At 30.8% G+C, this 18286-nt stretch carries 14 protein-coding genes; all 14 read right to left on the bottom strand.

All coding sequences use genetic code 11. The annotated features are described in order from the left end of the window. Window positions 1–40: 40 nt before the first annotated feature. Window positions 41–1003: a 6-phosphofructokinase gene (gene pfkA, locus HMPREF0389_RS01230; protein WP_014261922.1), complete on the bottom strand. Its 963-nt coding sequence runs from the start codon at window positions 1001–1003 to the stop codon at window positions 41–43. Window positions 1004–1012: 9 nt separating this feature from the next. After that, the gene (locus tag HMPREF0389_RS01235; protein WP_014261923.1) at window positions 1013–4468 is read right to left on the bottom strand and encodes a DNA polymerase III subunit alpha; all 3456 of its coding nucleotides are present in this window, start codon (window positions 4466–4468) and stop codon (window positions 1013–1015) included. A 42-nt stretch (window positions 4469–4510) separates the two neighbouring features. After that, window positions 4511–5950: a HAMP domain-containing sensor histidine kinase gene (locus HMPREF0389_RS01240; protein ID WP_014261924.1), complete on the bottom strand. Its 1440-nt coding sequence runs from the start codon at window positions 5948–5950 to the stop codon at window positions 4511–4513. Window position 5951: 1 nt separating this feature from the next. Next, a complete protein-coding gene (locus HMPREF0389_RS01245) occupies window positions 5952–6635 on the bottom strand; it encodes a response regulator transcription factor (RefSeq protein ID WP_014261925.1) in 684 nt (227 codons plus the stop codon). 11 nt (window positions 6636–6646) lie between these two features. Next, window positions 6647–8011: a hypothetical protein gene (locus HMPREF0389_RS01250; RefSeq protein ID WP_014261926.1), complete on the bottom strand. Its 1365-nt coding sequence runs from the start codon at window positions 8009–8011 to the stop codon at window positions 6647–6649. 708 nt (window positions 8012–8719) lie between these two features. Continuing rightward, complete coding sequence (locus HMPREF0389_RS01255) at window positions 8720–9865, bottom strand: DEAD/DEAH box helicase (protein WP_014261927.1); 1146 nt, start codon at window positions 9863–9865, stop codon at window positions 8720–8722. 36 nt (window positions 9866–9901) lie between these two features. Beyond that, window positions 9902–11539: an NAD(P)/FAD-dependent oxidoreductase gene (locus HMPREF0389_RS01260; protein WP_014261928.1), complete on the bottom strand. Its 1638-nt coding sequence runs from the start codon at window positions 11537–11539 to the stop codon at window positions 9902–9904. A gap of 24 nt (window positions 11540–11563) precedes the next feature. Then, window positions 11564–12802, bottom strand: a complete 1239-nt coding sequence (locus tag HMPREF0389_RS01265) for a BaiN/RdsA family NAD(P)/FAD-dependent oxidoreductase (RefSeq protein ID WP_014261929.1) — start codon at window positions 12800–12802, stop codon at window positions 11564–11566. 291 nt (window positions 12803–13093) lie between these two features. After that, on the bottom strand, window positions 13094–14335 hold the full coding sequence (locus HMPREF0389_RS01270) for an MFS transporter (RefSeq protein WP_041250742.1): 1242 nt from the start codon (window positions 14333–14335) through the stop codon (window positions 13094–13096). A gap of 102 nt (window positions 14336–14437) precedes the next feature. Further along, on the bottom strand, window positions 14438–14881 hold the full coding sequence (locus HMPREF0389_RS01275) for a GatB/YqeY domain-containing protein (RefSeq protein WP_014261931.1): 444 nt from the start codon (window positions 14879–14881) through the stop codon (window positions 14438–14440). Window positions 14882–14905: 24 nt separating this feature from the next. Next, window positions 14906–15082, bottom strand: coding sequence for a 30S ribosomal protein S21 (gene rpsU / locus HMPREF0389_RS01280; RefSeq protein ID WP_014261932.1), 177 nt, complete (start codon window positions 15080–15082; stop codon window positions 14906–14908). Window positions 15083–15226: 144 nt separating this feature from the next. Next, complete coding sequence (locus HMPREF0389_RS01285) at window positions 15227–16309, bottom strand: IS30 family transposase (protein ID WP_049770186.1); 1083 nt, start codon at window positions 16307–16309, stop codon at window positions 15227–15229. Window positions 16310–16441: 132 nt separating this feature from the next. Beyond that, complete coding sequence (locus tag HMPREF0389_RS01290) at window positions 16442–16939, bottom strand: SEC-C metal-binding domain-containing protein (RefSeq protein ID WP_014261933.1); 498 nt, start codon at window positions 16937–16939, stop codon at window positions 16442–16444. Window positions 16940–17149: 210 nt separating this feature from the next. Next, window positions 17150–18268, bottom strand: a complete 1119-nt coding sequence (rpoD, locus tag HMPREF0389_RS01295; protein WP_014261934.1) for an RNA polymerase sigma factor RpoD — start codon at window positions 18266–18268, stop codon at window positions 17150–17152. Window positions 18269–18286 lie beyond the last annotated feature (18 nt).

Raw genomic sequence — 18286 nt, forward strand, 5'->3', positions numbered from 1 at the left:
TAATAATTTTTTTGTTTCTAAGATCTTAGTTATTTCAAAATTAAATGGACAATACTTTTGACAAGTTGTACATCTCTCTGTTAAATCTCTTTTTTGAACGAAGAGCATCGTTTATATCCATATCCATAATCTGATTATCTTTTACTCCAACCACTCTATTTGTGATATTATTCAACAGAAGATCAACTGCTCTATTTCCCATCATACTTCCTAAGAGTCTATCTCTGGAGGAAGGATTCCCACCACGTTGAACATGTCCTAATATTGTCGTCATGGTATCAAACCCTGTCAAATGATTGATTTCTTTTGATATAAACTCTGTGTTCCCAACTCCCTCTGCTACAACAATAATACTCTGTTTTTTTCCTCGATTGTTGCTTTTTATTAATTGTTCTGCAATTTGACTCAAATCGTATTGTACCTCCGGAATTAAAATTGCCTCCGCACCTCCGGATAAACCTGCATACAATGCGATATCACCACATCTTCTACCCATTACTTCAACAATAGTTATTCTTTCATGCGAAGATGTTGTATCACGTAATTTGCTCATAGCTTCAACAACTGTGTTTACTGCCGTATCAAATCCAATTGTAAAATCTGTATATGCCAAGTCATTATCAATGGTTCCTGGAATTCCTATTGTTGAAAATCCATATTCTGTCAAAGAAGTCATACCTCTAAAACTACCATCTCCACCTATTACAATCAGTCCATCTATCTGAAATACATTTAACAAATCGACTGCACATTTTCTGCACGATTCTTGATTCTGGAATTCCAAGCATCGTGCAGAGCGCAACACAGTGCCTCCTCTATGGATAATATCTCCTACAAAAGATACATTTAATTTTATAAAATCTCCTTCTATTAGACCTTTGAACCCTCTTTGAACTCCATATACTTCTACATTATTATAAACGGCTGTTCTAACTACCGCGCGAACAGCGGCATTCATTCCGGGAGCATCTCCACCACTTGTTAAAACTGCAATCCTTCTCATAATATCTCCTTACATCTTTGTTTTCACATTATCTTTACCCGCAATTATTTTCAACTTATCTATAATATCACTTCCATATTCAATTCTATGGAATCCTTGCATCTCAAAAGCTTTTCTACTGTCTGAATCAAAAAATATCACATGATCTTTTCCGGGATATTTTTTGATAAATGTTTGAATTTCATTTAATCTATAAGAGTTTTCTTGTGTTAACTGAATGTATATTTTTTTAAATTTTCTGGTCTTCAACGGTTCTATCCTATCTGCAATGAAAGTCACATCATTTTCTTCTTTCCATTGCATACTTCCATAAATCAGAATACATTCATCTTCATTTAAAAATTCTAAATTTTTTTGAAAAACATTAGGAAAAATGAGAACTTCCAAAGAACCGCTAAAGTCCTCTATTGTTAAAAAGCACATGATTTTATTTTGTTTTGTGTACTTAATCATTTTACTTAAAATTGTACCTACAATTACAATTTTTTTCTTTTCAATCTCTGATTTTTGATGTGAAGGAATATTTTTTATCGAATCAATACTCACAATATTTGTATCATCTTTGATTACATCTTGATATTCATCTAAAGGATGACCGCTCAAATATAATCCTATTGTTTCTTTTTCCATATATAACTTCTCCTTAATAGAAAAATCGGATATATGAGGAAAAAAATTAAGATTTTGATTCGGCAAAGCTTCTTGGTTAGAAAATAGTGTTACTTGTCCTTGAATGGAATGTTTCTTTTGAGAATGAACGATATCCATTACTTTTTCATAGCCTGCCACCAATGATGCTCTATTAGGATGAATACTGTCAAAACATCCTGCTTTTATCAAAGATTCAACAAATCTTTTAGAAATATTTTTTTGTGGAATCCTTTTAATAAAGTCCTCAAAACTTTGAAATTCACCATTCTTATTTCTTTCTTGCACTATATCATCAATCGCTTTAATTCCAATGTTTTTGATAGAAGCAAGTGCATATCTGATATGATCTCCTTCGACAGAAAAATAACTGTTACTTCTGTTAATATCAGGTTTTAAAATACATATATTTAAATCAGCACATTCTCGTATATACTCAATTACTTTATCACTTCTATCGGATACACTTGTCATTAATGAAGCCATAAAACAACTTGGATAAAACGCTTTCAAATATGCAGTTTCATATGCCAACATAGCATAACAAACAGCATGGCTTTTATTGAATGCATATTTTGCAAAATCAATCATTTCGTCATAAATTTGGTTTGCTATCTTTTCAGGAATTCCATTTCTAACACAGCCGGATATTTCAATATCTCCACTCCCAGAAATTTTACCATACACAAAATATTCTCTTTCTTCTTCCATAACATCCATCTTTTTTTTACTCATTGCTTTTCGAACCAAATCAGCACGAGCATAGGAATATCCTGCTAAACTACGAACAATTTGCATTACTTGTTCCTGGTACACCATAATTCCTTTCGTAACTTCCAAAATCGGTTTTAATGATTCATGTAAATAAGAAATGTGGTTTGAATTGTTTTTATTTTCGATATAGATAGGAATCGATTCCATAGGTCCCGGTCTGTATAGGGAAATTCCTGCAACAATATCTTCAAATGTATCCGGACGCAGTTCTTTCAAAAAACTCCTCATTCCCGGACTTTCTAATTGAAAAACTCCGAGTGTATTTCCATTAGATAATAGTTGAAACACTCTGGTGTTATTTGTATCCATTTTAGAGAAATCAATTTTTTTATTATAAATTTTTTCAATTGCTTCTAATGTTTTTTGAATTACAGTTAAAGTCCTTAATCCCAAAAAATCCATTTTTAAAAGACCGAGTTCCTCTAATGTTGTCATAGGAAATTGTGTTGCTATTAAATCTTTATGCATATACAAAGGAACATAGTAATCCATTGTATTTTTTGAAATAACGACCCCTGCAGCATGAGTAGATGCATGACGCGGTAATCCTTCAATACGCTTTGCAAAATCAATAATATTTCGCACATTATTGTCTGAAACATACATTTTTTTAAGTTCACTGTTCATTTCAAGTGCTTTTTCAATTGTCATTCCAAGATTATCGGGAATTTGTTTTGCAATTTTGTCTACTTCAGCATAACTAATCCCTAACACTCTTCCCACATCACGGATTGCAGCCTTTGCTCCAAAAGTTCCAAAAGTAATAATTTGAGCAACATGGTCTTCTCCATATTTTTCTTTCACATAATCTATTACTTGTTCTCTTTTTTCATAACAAAAATCGATATCTATATCCGGCATAGAAATTCTTTCAGGATTAAGAAAACGCTCAAATAAAAGATGATACTTAATAGGATCTACATCTGTAATTTGCAGGCAATATGATATAATGGATCCAGCTGCAGAACCCCTTCCCGGACCAACCATAATATTGTTTTTTTTCGAAAAACGAATGAAATCTTGAACAATTAAAAAATATTCCACGTATCCCATTTTTTTGATTACTTTTTTTTCGTATTCAAATCGTTCTCTAATAGGAGGAGTAATATCAAAATATCTTTCTTGAAGCCCTCTTTCACACAATTCATCAAATATCTGTTCTTTTGTATAATGATGAGGCACTTGAAATTCAGGTAAATGAATTACATTAAAATCAAATGACACATTACATCTTTGAGAAATTTTCCATGTATTCAAAAGAGCATCTTCGTCTTTTGAAAATAATTGATACATTTCTTCTCTTGTTTTGAAATAGAACTGGTCTGTTTTAAATTCCATTCTGTCTTTATCATCAAGAGTTTTTCCCGTTTGGATGCATAAAAGAATATCATGATTTTTAGAATCAGAGCGGTTGACGTAATGAACATCATTTGTTGCTACTAATGGAATACCTGTATCCAAAGACAATCTTCTTAATAAATGATTGACCTTAAGTTGTTCTTCAATACCATGATTCTGTAACTCTAAAAAAAAGTTATCTTCTCCAAAAATTTCTCTATATCTGCAAGCTACTTTTTTTGCTTCTTCATAATTGTTGTTTAATAAAGACTGCTGAACTTCTCCTGCTAAACAAGCAGACAGTGCAATAATCCCTTCAGAATAAGATTTCAGCAAATCGATATCAACACGAGGCTTATAATAGTATCCTTCTACAAATCCTAATGATACTAGTTTTATTAAATTTTGGTATCCGGTATTATTCTCTGCTAACAAAATCAAATGGTAGGAACGTTTATCTATATTTTCCTTGTCAAACCTTGTTCGATATGAAACATACACCTCACATCCAATGATGGGCTTAATTCCATAATTCAATGCTACTTTATAAAATTCAACAACACCAAACATTACCCCATGATCTGTAATAGCTACAGCGTCCATACCATCTTCTTTCGCTTTTTTAATAGTATCTTCTATAGTAGCGAAACCATCCAATAAACTATATGGTGTATGCAAATGCAGATGAGTAAATTTTCTTTCCAATATAATACCCCTTTATTCTTACACTTTTCATTCTATCTGTTCCTATGAATATGATGCATTTTTAATGGGAAAAATAATTTTAACAGTAGTACCTTCTCCAACTTCTGAATAAATTTCCATTGTTGCATCATGTAATTTTAATATTTCCTCAACAATCGATAAGCCCATCCCACTTCCAGGTGCATTGATATTTACTTTATAAAATCTCTCTCTTACTTTCTCTAAGTCCGTTTTTGCAATACCTATACCTGTGTCACAAATCTCAAAGACTACTCTATCATCGAACCCCTCTGCACTTACAAAAATACTTCCATGAGGAGTAAATTTCATAGAATTGGCAATTAAATTAATAAATATTTGTTTTAAACGATTTTTATCAGCATAGATTAAACTATCTTTTCCTTTCAATTCACATTTGAACTCTAAAGAGCCTTTTCTTGGTAAAAATTGATTATACACCTCTTGTAGTATCTTTTTAGGACTAACCCAGTCTTTGAATACCTTCATGGCATTAGATTCCAATCTTGAAAAATCTAACAATTCTTCTACTATGTTCCCTAATCTCTCCGCTTCTGCACAGATAATACTCAAACCCATATTCAAGTCATCGTTTTCTTCTGCATCCAACAGTAAAGTCTCGCCCCATCCTTTTATTGATGTCAATGGAGTTCTTAACTCATGCGAAATTGAAGAAATAAAATCTTTTTTAATTTTTTCCGACTTCGTAATCTCAGAGGCTAAATAATTTAAAGTATCTGCCAATTGCCCTATTTCATCATCATATATTTTTTCAGCACGAACATCAAAATCACCTTTTGCCATTTCATCTGCTGCCATATTTAGTTTACGGATAGGAATCGTGATAGATTTAGATATAACTAATGAGATTAACAGAAACAAAGTAAGAACGCACATTCCAACTATTGAACTTTGGGTATAATATCTTTTAATTGCCCTATCTATTTCCTGAAGGGATGTAGTATACCTCAAAACTCCGATAACAGTATTATATTTTCTAAGAGGCATAGAAACAGACATCACTTTTTCGTCTGTATTTTCTGTCTTTTCTATGGATACCCCTACTCTGCCATCCATAGCATCCTTAACATCTACAGAGGTTATCTTAGAAATACTAGAAAAATCATCTAAATCCATAACTACATTATAACTATGATCAATAACCTGAACAAAATATTTTTCTCTCTCTAAGTCCGTCATATTTTTAATTAATAATTTCGATTTTTCATGAATGTCTTTACTTGGTGCATATATATTAATAAAATTCGAATTAAAATTAGCCTTATCTTTCAAAAGTTGTTCTACACCGGAATAATAATATGATTTTACAAATATCGAAAAAATAATTTGAATCACAATAATTGTCAATACTATTGTAATATTAAAACTTAATAAAATTCTCATACGAATAGAAATATTATTAAAATCTAAATTAAAATTTAACTTTTGAATCCATTTTTTCATCCTATTCATCTTCCCATCTGTATCCATAGCCCCAAATTGTTTTTAAGTATGTTGGATTTGCTGCATCCTCCTCAATTTTCTTTCGAATTCTTCTAATATTCACATCTACAACTTTCAAATCTCCAAAATAATTATCTCCCCATATTTGGTTTAAAATATAGTCTCTGGATAAAGATTTATGTCTGTTTGTCAGGAATAATTGCAACATTTCAAATTCTTTCGGAGTGAGCTCAATTTCAGTTTCGTCACGAAAAAACTTCCTGTTTGCAACATCCAACTTGAATCTTCCTGATACTATAACGTTAACGTTTTCATCTTTAATGGATAATCTTCTAATCAATGAACGTACTCTGGCAATTAACTCAGCCGGACTAAACGGTTTTCCGATATAATCATCCGCACCATACTCTAATCCCATCACCTTGTCTTGCTCGTGAGTACGAGCTGTTAACATAATGATTCCTACATTTTTACTTTTACTTCGAATATACTTCAATACCTCAAATCCATCTATATCGGGTATCATCACATCTAATATTGCCAATTGAATATCTGGATTTTCATCAAATATTTTAATAGCGGATAGTCCTGTATCAGACTCCAAAACATCAAATCCTTCTCTTTTAAAATTCAAAGTCACAAAACTTCTAATGGACATTTCATCCTCTAAAATAAGCATTTTCATACAATTCTCCTTTACTCTGCTCTTTTTAAAAATACATCAGGAAATTCTGATAAATTCAATATTCCCTCATACTCTCTTAAAAACCTTTTTGGCACCTTATCGCTTTCATCAATCGGACGAGCTACAATAATAGTATTTTCATCTTCATGTACAAAGATATAGTCCTTATATCTATTTTTATATCCTACATCCAAACTCAAAATTTCCAAGAATGGATATCCTTCTGCCTCATAAGCTGTTTCTTCAGGACAATAATACAATGTCAACTTATTTGAATATGGGTCTTTACTAATTAACACTTTATTAAAAAATTCAAATGGAAAATTGATACGAATTTTCATATCAACTGTGTCTTCATATACTTGGGCAACTAATTTCAACTGAGATAAAGAAATAATCTTATAGTAGTTTCTCACAAAAAGATCCTTTCTATGAGATAAACCTTCATTAGGTAACATAATAGAAGAAGTTTGCGGAACCTCTATAATTCCATCGCCATCGATATCACTACAAGCAATGGGAGTATCTTGTGTTGTACTGATATTGTTAGAATCCGAAGAAATACTTTTTAACTTTCCTTCCTGTAACATCAATACATCACTTTGACCATATGATTCATAAACAAAAAGATCTACAAAGATACCAAAATGTTCCTGATCTATTTTACCTACTTGTACATTATATGGATTATACCCTTTCGGATAAATCAACTCATCTACCTTTCTAAAAGAATTTTCTGTAAATTGGAAGAGTTTTACCTTATTCGTTAATGGTTCTGAACCAAAGTTAGAAATAAGTAAAAACAACTTGTTTTGTTCGCCAATATTAGAAAATGTAAAAGAATAATATTCTGATTTAAATATTTCATTTAAACCTAATCTTTCTTGATGAAATACAGAGAGAATTCGTTTTTCATTTCCATCAATATACCCTATAATTATCTCATTCAGCCCATCGTCATCAATATCGACAATATCAAAATCCAATATTTCTATTGAATTAATTTTTATCTCTTGAGCTTTAATCCAAATACCACTATATTTCTTTAAAATAATAACTCCAAATGTTTGCATTTTAGAATTTTTATATAATGCGACAACTTCTTCTGTACCATCATTATCAAAATCTTGCAAAAAAAATGACTTCCCTTGTGAAAGGGTATTGGTTTTTAGTTTATTAAAATTAGAGGTACTATATAGAACGGCATCTTGAGGAAGCATCTGAGCTAAAGCATCTTTTATTTCCTTGTTTTCGATATTCAATTCAGGCGCTTTAATTAATTCCTCCGGTGTATAAATTTTTACACATGAAGTCATCATAAACAACGATACTGTCATTATTAATAAAAATCTAATTTTCATACTTATTTTTTTCATAAATATCACAACCTATTTCATAGCTACTATAATATCTCTATAATTATATCACACTAATAAGATATATCCTTGTAAAAAAATAAAATTTAAATCATTAGTTTTATCACTATCTTACGTTTATCTCCTTCTTGAAATCATTACCATATTTATAATGATAGATAATTTATACAACCTACTTATCTCAATTGCTTCCTCTTTAATTTTTTCAATAAACTTTTTATTTTTCTGAAAATACAATGCGTACTCATTTCATTTAAAATTATAAAAAATACGAAAGAAAAGATTTTCTTAAAATTAAAAATTATGTCAATTTAACCAAATTTCTATGTCACATTGATTTTATACTTATACTAATACTATTCTCCGTTTAAAATGACGGATATGCATAATGTACAATTGCTGAAAAATAATTTCGAGAATTATATGGTTCAAAGTATTCAACCTGTCTGTTCTAATAGTTAATAGTATAAACACTAATTTTAAAAGTGTATAATTATAAAGAAAGAATAAATTATAATAACATCAAAAAAAACCAAATTCTTACTATAAATTTAATCAGATATTAGCATTGGTTCCCAATACTATTCATAAAAAAAAGCACCTAATTACTTAAGTGCCTAATTTTCTGATATCAATACTTATTAAATATTTTTTCAAATGATTAAATTGGCAATTATCTTTCCAAATAAAGCACAGTGTGAATCGCCTCTAAAAAGAATATTCCATTTTTTCACGTTCTTTGTCGTTGGTATCATAAACAACTGGTATTGTCTTTTTAATTCGTTTTTGAATTTTTTTCATATTTGCAATATCCTTTTCTGTCACAAAGGATATTGCGTATCCTATCTGATTCATTCGTCCGGTTCTGCCAATTCTATGAATATAATACTCCACATCTCTTGGAATATCATAATTAATAACGTGACTGACACCTTCAATATTCATTCCTCTTGCAGATAAATCGGTAGTAATCAAATATTGTACTTTTAACTCTCTAAATTTTTTCAAAATATTCTCACGTTTATTTTGAGACATTTCTCCATGTAATAATTCCATATTCTTATACTGATGATGAATAAAATCAGAGTACAATTTCTCAGCATTTTTTTTAGAATTACAAAAAATCATGCACATAAACGGATTGATTTTTTCTATAGAATACATTAAAGAACTTAATTTTCTGGAATCTTTTGTTTGAACAATTAGTTGACTAATATTATCTAATACCACTTCTCCTCGTTCAGCTGTCAAATAGATGGGATTTAACATAAACTGTTTTGATAACTTTTTTACATCTTGAGAAACAGTAGCCGAAAACATACAAACCTGTTTTTTTCTTGGAGTTTTATTCATCAACAAAATTACATCTTCTAAAAATCCAAATGCCAATATCTGATCCATTTCATCAATTACAAAACTATCTATATTTTTAAAATTGATATTTCCATTTCTTAACAAATCTAATACTCTACCTGGAGTCCCTACAACAATATCTGTATTTGAAGATAATTTTTGAATTTGTGTAGTAATATTATGTCCTCCTGATGCATTCACTACAGACAAACTTCTATACTTTTGAAAGTATTTTAAAACATCAGTAATCTGATTAGATAGTTCTCTTGTAGGAACAATAATTAGACTCTTTATTCCAGATGAAATATCCGGAATACTCTCTAAAATAGGAATTAAAAATGCAAGAGTCTTTCCTGTTCCTGTCTGAGCATGTGCAAGAATGTCGTTTCCTTTTCTCATTTTAGGAATCACTTTACTTTGAATGTCTGTAGGATTCTCAATATACATATCTTGTAATGCAAGAATATGTTCTTTTCTTAAATTAAATTCTTTAAATTTCACTATTACTTCCTCTCTATCATATTAAATTATTTTCTTTTATATGTTACTATTTTTCAGCGGAACATACTGTCCGATAATCTTTTCGGCTGTTTTGAGTCCATCTACCGCAGAAGACATAATTCCGCCGGCATAGCCGGCGCCCTCACCCATGGGATAAATTCCTTTTATGTTAGACATATGGTCAAGATTCCTTAAAATTCTAACCGGAGAAGAACTTCTTGTTTCAATTCCGGTTAAAATAGCATTCGGATTTGCAAAACCTTTTAACTTTTTGTCAAAAGATATCAGAGCTTCTTTCATAGTATCAATTACATAATCAGGAAGACAATTTTTCAAATCTGCAAATTTTACACCCGGTTTATAAGAAGGAATGATAGTCATATCATCATGTTTCATATCGACACCTAAAAAATCCCCTACTCTTTGAATCGGAGCAGAATAATTATTGCCCCCTAATTCAAATGCTCTGCTTTCCCACCTTCTTTGAAATTCTATAGCATCTAAAGGACTTGGACCACCAAAATCATCAGGGGTCACTCCTACAAGAAGTGCAGAATTTGCATTATCGGCATCTCTGTTGTACTCACTCATCCCATTTGTCACCAACATATTTTCCTCAGAGGCTGCAGCCACTACATACCCTCCCGGGCACATACAAAACGTATAAGCAGATCTGCCACTAGTAGAATGGTAGACCAATTTGTAATCTGCAGAACCAAAAACCAGACTATTATAACTATCTCCATACTGAGCTATGTTGACTAGCTTCTGAGGATGCTCTATTCTTACTCCTATAGAGAAAGACTTTGGAATCATATTAATTCCATGATGAAACAACATTTCAAAAGTATCTCTTGCACTATGACCAATTCCGAGCAACATCACATCACACAAGATTTCCTCGTTTTCATTTAGAACAATTGAGTGCAACTCATTATGTTCATTTAACACAATATCAGTTAGCTGAGAAAGAAATCTTACTTCTCCACCATATTCTATAATTTTAGACCTAATATTTTTAACAACTTTTCTCAAAATATCAGTACCTATATGTGGTTTGCTATTATACAGGATGTCTTGAGGGGCTCCACATTCTATAAAAAGTTGCAAAATATGCCTACATCTTTTATCATTTATTAGAGTGGTCAATTTTCCGTCTGAAAAAGTTCCGGCGCCACCCTCTCCAAATTGAACGTTGCTATTTGTGTCTAAAATTCCACTTTTCCAAAAAGCATCTATTTTCTCAATCCGATTATCTACTTCGTCTCCTCTTTCTATTAAAATAGGAGAATATCCTCGCTTTGATAGCAATAAAGTAGCAAATAATCCCGAAGGACCTGAACCGACAATTACCGGTCTATTTGTTAGAATTTGATTTCCGGATGACACTTCCTCATAACTCATGTCCGGTGTGGGAGAAATCCCTTTTTTTCCGTATTTGTTCATTAAATGTGTTTCTATGTCAGGTGTCAAAAAAGATACATCCGCTGTATATACAAACTGGATATTTTGTTTTTTTCTAGCATCTATTGACTTCTTAAATATTTTTATATCCATAATTTCATTTAAATTACATTTTAATTTTTGGCAAATCTTCTTTTTTATTGTTTCAATTGGTATTGTATTATCTTTTTGTTCCTCCAATGACAGTTTTATGTTCTGTATACGAAGCATTCCTTCCCTCCAAACAAAATTTCTTTATAATGTAGCTGCATTTCTTCCTGCTAACATACCGGATGACCAAGCCCATTGCAAATTAAATCCTCCACACTGCCCATCAATATCTAACACTTCTCCTGAAAAAAATAGTCCTTCCACTTTTTTTGATTCCAGTGTGTCTGAATAAACCTCATTTGTATTTACGCCACCTGCCGTAGCCTGAGAGTTATTCCAATCCTTTGTCCCAATAATTTGAAAATCCCACTTTTTCAATAAAGAAGCTATCTGCTTCTTTTCTAATTTAGTTAATGTAGAAGCCAATCTATTTTGATTAGAAATGTTTGCTTCTAATAAAATTACCGGTATTAATCTCTTATTAACCAACCCTATCATTGATTCAAATATTGTTTTATAAGAATTATCCTCAAATCTTCTTTCTAATCTTTTTTGTATTTCATCTTCGGTCATAGTATCCAATATAGATAATCTAATGTAACACTCTTTATTGTTTTGTAAAAACTCTCCCGCTTTTCTACTAAGTTGTAAAATCGGTGGTCCTGAAATACCGTATGATGTAAATAAAATATCTCCTCTATCTGTGGAACAACTCTTTTTATTTACTATCAAATCTGCTCTACCTACAAATTTTACTCCATCTATTCTTTTTAAAAAATCACATTGCAGTATCAGTTGCACAAGAGATGGAAATACAGGGACTATCGTGTGGTTAAGTTTTTTTATTAATTCATATCCACTCCCGTCAGAACCGCTCGAAGGCATTGACTTCCCGCCAGTTGCAAAAACAACGGAATCGCATAAAAAAGTTTTGTTATCAGAAGATTTTACTAAAAAAGTTCTCTTATTTTTTTTCAACTCTGTCACATAGCAATCTGTAATTATTGTAACACCAAGATGATTCAATTCATATAGAAGTACGTCTAAAACAGAAGATGATTGATCTGACATAGGAAAAACCTTTCCATTTGCTTCCACTTTATACTCAATTCCTAATTTTTCAAAAAAAGACAAGGTCTCTTGGATACCGAATTGGCCAAATGTACTGTATATAAATTTTGGATTTTGACCATTATAGAAATTAATATCTGAATTTATGTTAGTCAGATTACATCTCCCATTCCCTGTAGCTAATATTTTTTTCCCAACACGAGAATTTCGTTCTAAAAGAGTAACATCTGCTCCATTTCTTTTAGCTGATATGGCAGCAACAATACCCGATGCTCCTCCTCCTATAACAACCACATGTTTTTGTTTCTTCATTCTACCATCCCATCATAACTGTTTATCTAATTAAAACTATCTATTCACAAAACAAATTTCCTGTTTTCAACATAAATAGTATTTTTGAAACGATTATTTATTTTGATAACCGCTTTGTCTTTACAATAATAAATATAACTTTGATTCATATATTTTACTATTCTTCCATATTTTTGTAAATCTGTTCCGTCTTCCCAGACTTTTTATCGGTATATAGAATATTAAAATAATAATTTGAAAAACATAATAAAAAACACTATAAAATAACGATAACTCTCATACTATTAACACCTACGATTCAAATATATCTACTTTCATAACAGAATCTGCCGAGTTATCAAAATTTTCATTGATAAAAAAAGTAGATATAAAACATACTAATGCTGAAATCAAATATACTGTCATTGCATTTTTTACTGATACTCCTCTTAAGACAATTAATCCTATCAAAAAATTTAAAATAGAACTGCCAAAAAATTCCATGGAATTTACTGTCGCTGTTGCAATTCCGGCATTCTTTACTTTGTTTACTTTTTTGATAACAGTGAATGGTAGAAGATGAAACATAAGTACCATTCCCATCATAACAAAAAGAAACGGCATAATGTATAGTGGTGGTTTTCCTCTGTTCAGCATAATATAAATCCACATTAGAAGATATATTCCGGAAAATATGTTTAAGTTTAGTTTGTTGTTTCTATCGAATATTTTATCCATAATGGAAACCAAAGGAGCCCCTAACATAAATCCTAAGCTTAAAAATGCCATATACTTCGAAGCATCTACTACAGACAAACGGTATGTTTCTGAAAAAAATCGAATACCCCAAAATCCAAATAAAGAAGTTGATGTAGAGATGAATGTAAACATAATAATAATCGGACTCCAAGATTTTCTATTGCATAACACTTCTGACAGTGAAGTTTTTATATTTATCTCTTCCGGTATCTCTTCTTTTTTGTCTTTTACAAAAGAAAATAACAATAACACGGAAACCATAGTAATAAAAGATATTACCCACATCGTGTTTTGTCCTCCTATCTTAGAAATTAAATAGGATAAGGGTACTGTTGCAACAAGATTACCAACATTAGAAATAAGTGCCATTCCGGCAGAAAGATGTGAAAAATAATGTTCATCAAACCAAATTGTTTGAACTTTCATAATAGAAGTAATAGATGAAGCCATACCAACACCTATAAAAAATCTCATAGATAGAGCAGTCCCATAGCAGGAAGTAACTGTCATAACGAGTGTTGAAATACATACAACAAGCCATGATATAATCAACACTCTTCTCACCCCAAAGTAATCTAATAACATTCCCATTGGAATTTGCATAACAGCATAACCATATAGTGTAGCATTTACTAGTCTTGTTGCTTTCGAAATATTTATTTGATATTTAGCCATCAAAAAATCAGACATCACAGCAATATATTGTCTTTGAATAAACATTACCATAATCACCATTACTATTGCACACCAGGTAATTATTCCGTCCTTATTTGATAATAATTTTGTCCTTATCATTCTAACACCTACAAAATAAAGAGCTCTACTAGAATCTATAAAATTCTTGTAGAGCCTCATCTTCTTTCATATTTCTTATTTATAAATTTATATATCCAAATATTATCCCAATATTTGTTTTACCATGGCGTTAATCCTCTTTCCATCTGCTCTTCCTTGTACAAGTGAAATAGTTTTAGCCATAACTTTTCCCATATCTTTCATTGAAGTCGCTCCAACTTCTTCTACAACTTTAGTAATAATCTCTTTTAACTCAACATCGTCGAGTTGTTCAGGGAGATAATTTTCTAATATAGCAATCTCTTGATTCGTCTGTTCAATCAAATCTGTACGATTTGCCTTCTCAAAATCTACCAAAGCATCCTTTCTTTGTTTCAGTTGCTTTGAAATTAAGGATATGATGTCCTCATCAGTCAACTCTTGACGAGTATCTACCTCACATTGCTTAATTCCAGCTCGAATCAAAGTGACAACGGATTTTCTTACTTGTTCCTTATTTTTCATCGCCTCTTTTAAATCATCTGTAAGTCGATCCTTTAAAGTCATCTATCTAACACCTCTATATCTTAATTATCTTTTTTTCTTTCTTGCTGCTTCTGCTTTTTTCTTTCTTTTCACGCTTGGTTTATCGTAATGTTCTCTTTTTCTAACCTCTTGCATAACTCCGGAAAGAGCACATTGACGTTTGAATCTTCTTAATGCACTATCCAAAGACTCATTTTCTTTTACTTTAATTTCTGTTGCCACAACTATCCCTCCCCTCACTGCTAACACTTATTGCTTAACTTGCAAAAAAATTGTAGTTATATGGGCTATACTTTAGTATTATAAACGTATTTTCAAATATTTTCAAGCTTTTTTTAATCACAAATCAAACTATGAAATAAAACCTTAAATTGCAATATCAAATTGAACTAATTCCTCATTATCATCTAAAAGTCCTAAGTTATTTAGTTCTTCTATAAAAACTTCTATAGGAGTGCGGTAATTTAGGATTTTTCTTGGCAAATTGTTCATCCAATTCATTATCTTTATATAGTGTTCTTCTTCATAATCATTTAATGATTTTCCTTTCGGTAGAAATCTTCTGATTAGGCTATTGTGCTTTTCATTTGTTCCTCTTTCCTGGGGATTATTGGGATGACAGTAATAGATGTTTCCTATATATGTTTTTTCAAGTTCACATAATTTCGCAAACTCTAAGCCGTTATCACTTGTTATGCTTCTAAATATTTTTTGTGGTTCCTTCAATCTGTTCAATGTGTTCTTTAATGTTTCATTTACTATGGATGCTTTTCTTCTGTTTAATTTTAAGATTAGTTCCATTCGACTTTTTCTTTCTGTTATGGTTATTAATGATGCTTCTTCTTTGTTTTTCTTTGGTATTACTGTATCTATTTCCCAATTTCCAAATGTTTTTCTTGTTTCTATTTCTTGCGGTCTTTCTTCTATACTTTTTCCAAGTTTTCTTTTGTTTTCTTTTACTCGTTTTTTAGCCGGTTTTCTTTTCACTCTTAAGGGCAAATCAATAGATTTTATTCCTATTAGACCTATATCTACATAATTGTATAATGTCTTGGTGCAGACTCTTTGACCTTCATATAGCTTATTTAACTTTGCATATCCACAAATTGCATCTAACGACCATTTTTCTTCATTAAACTTTTGCTTTACAAAGTCTAAATATTTGCTACATTTCAAGGCTTTAAATTTCTTTTTGCAATTTTTTCGATTCTTCTCATATACTAACTTACCTGTATCCGGATAATATACTTGTACATCATGTATTCCTTTTATTTGAGTTACTGTACCTCTTTTTAACTCATTTCTTATGGTGTTGGATGCTCTACGAAGTTCTTTTGCTATTTTGTATGCTGAATATCCTTTATTATGCAGAAGTTGAATTTGTCCTCTTTCGAAATCGTTTAAATGTTTATTTTTTCTTGAATTTGCTGTAGTATTATTATATTCCATAGTCATCACCTTTGGTTTTTTTGTTTTGTGGTGATTCAATTATACCAAACGTGATTTTCTATGGAATTTTTTTAGTTCATTTTCATTTTACAATTAACCTATGAAATAAAACCTTAAATTGCAATATCAAATTTACTTTCCACAACATTTTTTGTATTTCTTTCCACTCCCACAAACACATGGATCGTTTCTTCCGATTTTAACTTCTTTTACAACAGTTTTTGTTTTATCATATTCTTTTTTGATAGTTTTCTTCTGTTCTTCTGTAAGAATATCATTCCATTGTTCCAAATTATATAACCAATCTGCTTTGGCATCCAACATATTAAAATATAGTTTTTCAAAATTTAAATCTAATGAAATTTTAGAATCAGAAGTCAAGTTGTTTACATCTAGCTCTGTATTTAGAGAAGTATTAACTCCATCTATAAAACCAACAAAAGTAACATCATCTATATTAAATTTTTTTGCCAATTCAGAAACTGTTCCAGTTACAGTTTCTTCTTTATTTTCCAATAAATACTTATAAATTTCTGCTTCTTTTGGCAAATATTCATTCCAAAACAATTCATATTCTTGTTGATTTTTCGGTTCATATGCCATTTTTTGCCAATTTTTAAATAACTCCATTTTCCTATTCCTCCCAAATGATGTGACAGACTCTAAATCTATAATAATGCTTTCGCATTATTATAGCATAGTTTATGATAGATTTTAAATCAAGAAAATATAATTTTATCCAACTTTATTTTTTGCTCATTCCATAATTTAAGTAATAAATCATCTTTCTTCCTAAAAATAACGTTGAAAAGAATACATCCTGAAGTCCGCAAATATATCTTATTCTAAATAGTCCTTTAATTTTTTAGAGCGACTTGGATGTCTTAATTTCCTTAATGCTTTTGCTTCAATTTGTCTAATTCTTTCTCTGGTGACATCAAATTCTTTTCCAACTTCCTCTAAAGTTCTGGTTCTACCATCTTCAAGTCCAAATCTTAATTTCAAGACTTTTTGTTCTCTTTCATTTAATGTGGATAATACTTCTTCCAGCTGTTCTTTTAACAAAGAATATGCAGCTGCTTCAGATGGAGCCAATGCATCATCATCAGGTATAAAATCTCCCAAATGGCTATCTTCTTCTTCTCCTATAGGCGTCTCTAAAGAAACCGGTTCCTGAGAAATTTTTTGAATTTCTCTTATCTTCTCTACACTCATATCCATTACTTTAGAAATTTCTTCCGGTCTAGGTTCTCTTCCAAGTTCTTGCAATAATTGTCTCTGAACTCGAATTAACTTATTGATTGTTTCAACCATATGAACAGGTATTCTTATTGTTCTTGCTTGATCTGCAATTGCTCTGGTAATCGCTTGTCTAATCCACCATGTAGCATAGGTGGAGAATTTGAATCCTTTGGTATAGTCAAATTTTTCTACTGCTTTAATCAGTCCTAAATTTCCTTCTTGGATTAAGTCAAGAAAAAGCATTCCCCTTCCAACATATCGTTTTGCTATTGAAACTACCAATCGTAGGTTTGCTTCTACTAATTTTTTCTTAGCAAGCTCACTTCCTTGATCCATCTTCTGTGCTAACTCTATTTCTTCTTCTGCAGACAGTAAAGAGATCTTTCCAATTTCCTTCAAATACATTCTGACAGGATCATCAACAGATATTCCTTTCGGAACTGATAAATCTTCTTCTACCTTAGTCTCTTCTAAGTCTTTTTCGTCCGTAAATTCCGGTTCTTCTATATCATCTAAATTAACATGTGTTTTAGGTGTATTTTCATCAATAATTTCAATCCCTAATTGATTTAGAGTTTCATAAATGTTTTCAATGTCATCTTTATTAACTGCAATAGGATTCAATATCTCTGCCAATTCCATATAAGTCAGAGTTCCTTTATTTTTTCCTTTTTCAAGAAGCTCTTTCATTTTTTCTTTACTTTCTTCTTTAATCATATAAATATCCCTTTCTTA

This window comes from Filifactor alocis ATCC 35896, assembly GCF_000163895.2.
Taxonomy (GTDB): Bacteria; Bacillota; Clostridia; order Peptostreptococcales; family Filifactoraceae; genus Filifactor; species Filifactor alocis.